This window comes from Humidesulfovibrio sp. (assembly GCF_035560995.1).
In the GTDB taxonomy this organism is placed as follows: Bacteria; Desulfobacterota; Desulfovibrionia; order Desulfovibrionales; family Desulfovibrionaceae; genus Humidesulfovibrio.
Genome location: NZ_DATMYK010000149.1, coordinates 1 through 2,429, shown reverse-complemented (window position 1 = coordinate 2,429; position 2,429 = coordinate 1). Strand labels below are relative to the sequence as shown.

3 protein-coding genes are annotated in these 2,429 nt (G+C 69.8%); all 3 read left to right on the top strand.

Annotation, left to right across the window (positions count from 1 at the left end):
* Nucleotides 1–136 precede the first annotated feature (136 nt).
* Nucleotides 137–520 carry a hypothetical protein gene (locus VN419_RS05920; RefSeq protein WP_325645445.1) on the top strand — a complete coding sequence of 128 codons (384 nt, stop codon included), beginning with the start codon at nucleotides 137–139 and terminating at the stop codon, nucleotides 518–520.
* A 186-nt stretch (nucleotides 521–706) separates the two neighbouring features.
* Entirely contained in the window at nucleotides 707–1,630 is a 924-nt protein-coding gene (locus VN419_RS05915; protein ID WP_325645443.1) for a YitT family protein, read from the top strand.
* On the top strand, nucleotides 1,630–2,429 hold an 800-nt coding region (locus VN419_RS05910), incomplete at its 3' end, for an SAM-dependent chlorinase/fluorinase (protein WP_325645441.1). The genes VN419_RS05915 and VN419_RS05910, both read left to right, overlap by 1 nt.

Genomic DNA, 2,429 nt, shown 5'->3' with positions numbered 1-2,429 from the left:
GCGCGGGCTCGGCACGGGCGGGCGGCGGGGACGTTTCAAACGGCTCTGGCGTGGAAAGCCCCTTGCATCCTCTGGCGGATGAGGTATTCAGATGTTGAAATCCCGTTCGCGCCAGGAAAGAAAGGAGTTGAAGACCATGAGCACCAGCGCCCGAAAGACCGCCCCCACGGCTGTGTCCAAGGCAGCGGCCAAGGCTGTGTCCAAGCCCGTTTCCAAGCCGGCTGCAAAGCCCGCGGCGAAGGCCCCCGCCAAGGCAGCGGCCAAGGTTCCGGGCAAGGCCGTGGCTGTGGTCGCGGCCAAGAGCGTGGCCGTGAAGGTCCCGGCCAAGGTTCCGGCCAAGACTGCGCGCATGAGCGGCCGCGAGGCCATGCTGGCACGCGTGGAATCCGTGCGCCTGGAGCAGCGCGGCGAAGGCCACTTCGACTGCTTCGGCCGCGCCGGGGAAGGTTACTGCGACCAGGGCGCTTGCGCCTACCATGCGGAGTGCCTGAGCGTTTCGCGCCTTCTGCACAGCCTGTAGTCCGCGCCAGCCGGCGCCAAGCCCCCCATTGAGAGAGCCCCGGAGCGTATTCCCGCGCCCCGCGGTTTTGTGTTGCCCCGCGCCCGCCACGCTTCCGCACGGCGAGACCAGCGGACGGCGGGAGGGGCGCGCCCGGCCCTTTCCCTGGCCCGGGGAATCCTGTAGGATGCTCCCCCAGGTGAATCCATGACAGCAGCCCGTCCCGCCCAGCCAGACAGTTCCGCGCGCTCCGCCAGCTCCATGAGCCTGGGCGGCCGCCTGCGGCGCTATGCCTTCACGGTTCCCTGGAACCTGTTCCTGCTCACCACGGGGTCTCTGCTTGTGGCCTTTGCCATCAAATGCGTGGCCGTGCCCCACGGACTGCTTGCGGGCGGCGTTTCCGGCCTGGCGTTGCTCGGCTATTACGTCATCCCCGCGCTGGATACCGGCGCCTGGTACTTCCTGCTCAACGTGCCCATCATGATCCTCGGCTGGCGCATGGTCAGCCGCCGCTTCGTGCTCTACAGCCTGTACGGCATGGCCGCCACCAGCGTGCTCATTGAGCGCCTGACCTACGTGCTGCCCGTGGCCGATCCCTGGCTCGCGGTCATCGCCTGCGGCGTGACCCTTGGCGCGGGCATCGGCGTGGCCCTCCGGTCCATGGGCTCCACCGGCGGCGCGGATATCCTGGCCGTGGCCGTGCGCGAACGCCTGGGCATGCCCATCGGCCGCTTCGAGTTCCTGTTCAACGTGGGCGTGTTCGCCCTGGGCTTCGCCACCATGAAGATGGAGGCCGTGCTCTACTCCGTGGCCATGAACTTCCTGGTGGGCTGGGTGACGGACGCCTGCCTGTCCATGTTCAGCGAACGCCGCATGGCCCTTGTCATCTCCAGCCAGCCCGACGCCGTGGTGCAGGCCGTGCTGCACCGCCTGGGACGCGGAGCCACGGTGCTCTCCGGCCGGGGCGGCTGGAGCGGAGAGGAAAAGCCCGTGGTGCTCATCATGCTGAACAACCTGGAGATGAAGCGGCTGGAGGAGCTGGTGTACGAGATCGACCCGGCGGCCTTCCTCATCATGGGCTCGGGCTTCAACGTGCTCGGCCAGGGCTTCTCCGGACGGAAGGAGTATTGATGCGCCCCCTTGCCCTGCTTTCGGACTTCGGCCTCTCCGACCCCTACGCGGGCCAGCTGCGGGCATCGCTCGCGCGGCGCGCGCCGGGCTCGGCCATTCTGGACATCACCCATCAGGTGGAGCCCTTTGCCGTGGATCAGGCGGCGTTTTTCCTGGCGGCCAGCGCGCCCCACTTCCCGCCCGACGCCGTGTTCGTGTGCGTGGTGGATCCGGGCGTGGGCTCCACGCGGCGGGTCATCGGCGCCCACGTGGAGACCGAGGCGGGCGGGCAGGACTTCCTGGCGCCGGACAACGGCCTGCTGGGGCTGCTGCTCTTCACCCCCGGCCTGGCCCCGGCCAAGGTGTACGATCTTTCCCCAGCCGCCGAGGGCTACGAGGCCTCGGCCACCTTCCACGGCCGCGACGTGTTCGCGCCACTGGCCGCGCGCCTGGCCCACGGCGAAAGCCTGATCTGCATGGGCCAGCCCATGGACCGCGCGGACATCGAGCGCCCGGCCTGGGCCGACCCCTCCTGCGGACCGCTGGGCGTGGACGCCCGCGTGCTGCACGTGGACCGCTACGGCAACTGCCTGCTCTCCCTGCGGGCCAATTTCGCGCCGCCCAAGCCGCCCACCTGGCTGCGCATGCCCTGGGGCCAGCGCCGGGGCATCCTGCCCGTGCGCACCTACGCGGAGCTGGGGCAGGGCGAGATAGGCCTCTTGGCGGGCAGCCAGGGCTTCCTGGAGCTTGCGGCCAATCAGGCGTCAGCCGCCGAAGCCTTGGGCCTGCGCCGGGGCGACGCCGTGCGCCTGCTCTGGGG

Bases quoted from the DNA above. Each gene is read 5' to 3' on its own strand.
- VN419_RS05920 (WP_325645445.1), top strand. From the start codon at position 137: ATGAGCACCAGCGCCCGAAAGACCGCCCCCACGGCTGTGTCCAAGGCA.
- VN419_RS05915 (WP_325645443.1), top strand. From the start codon at position 707: ATGACAGCAGCCCGTCCCGCCCAGCCAGACAGTTCCGCGCGCTCCGCC.